Genomic DNA, 532 nt, shown 5'->3' with positions numbered 1-532 from the left:
CCGCGGAAGTCCCCGGCGATACCCACCGGCCAGTTCAACGGCGTGGGCCGCAACCCGATCCGCTGCTCGATCTCGTCCAGCAGCTCCAACGGCTCCCGCCCCGGCCGGTCCCACTTGTTCACGAACGTGATCACCGGCATCTTCCGCGCCCGGCACACGTCGAACAGCTTCAGCGTCTGCGGCTCCAGACCCTTGGCCGAGTCCAACAGCATGATCGCGCAGTCCACCGCCGACAGCACCCGGTAGGTGTCCTCGGAGAAGTCCGCGTGACCCGGAGTGTCCACCAGGTTCAGCACCCGGTCCCCATAGTCGATGCGCAAAGCCGCCGAGGTGATCGAGATCCCCCGGTCCTGCTCCATCTCCATCCAGTCCGAGGTCACACCCCGACGGTCACCCTTGCCGTGCACCGCACCCGCCGAGGAGATCGCCGCCGCGTGCAGCGCCAGGGCCTCGGTCAGCGTCGACTTACCGGCATCCGGGTGCGAGATCACCGCGAACGTCCGCCGACGCCCCGCCTCCCGGGCGACCTCGG

The 532-nt window shown here is 69.0% G+C and carries 1 protein-coding gene; it reads right to left on the bottom strand.

Going from position 1 to position 532, the window contains the following annotated elements:
• A partial coding sequence (locus tag ADL05_RS28410; RefSeq protein WP_156366093.1) for a GTP-binding protein occupies positions 1-532 on the bottom strand: 532 nt, incomplete at both ends.

The sequence above is a fragment of the Nocardiopsis sp. NRRL B-16309 genome, from assembly GCF_001279585.1.
Classification (GTDB): Bacteria; Actinomycetota; Actinomycetes; order Streptosporangiales; family Streptosporangiaceae; genus Nocardiopsis.
The sequence above is the reverse complement of the archived record's forward strand: the minus strand, read 5'-3'. Positions and strand labels throughout refer to the sequence as shown.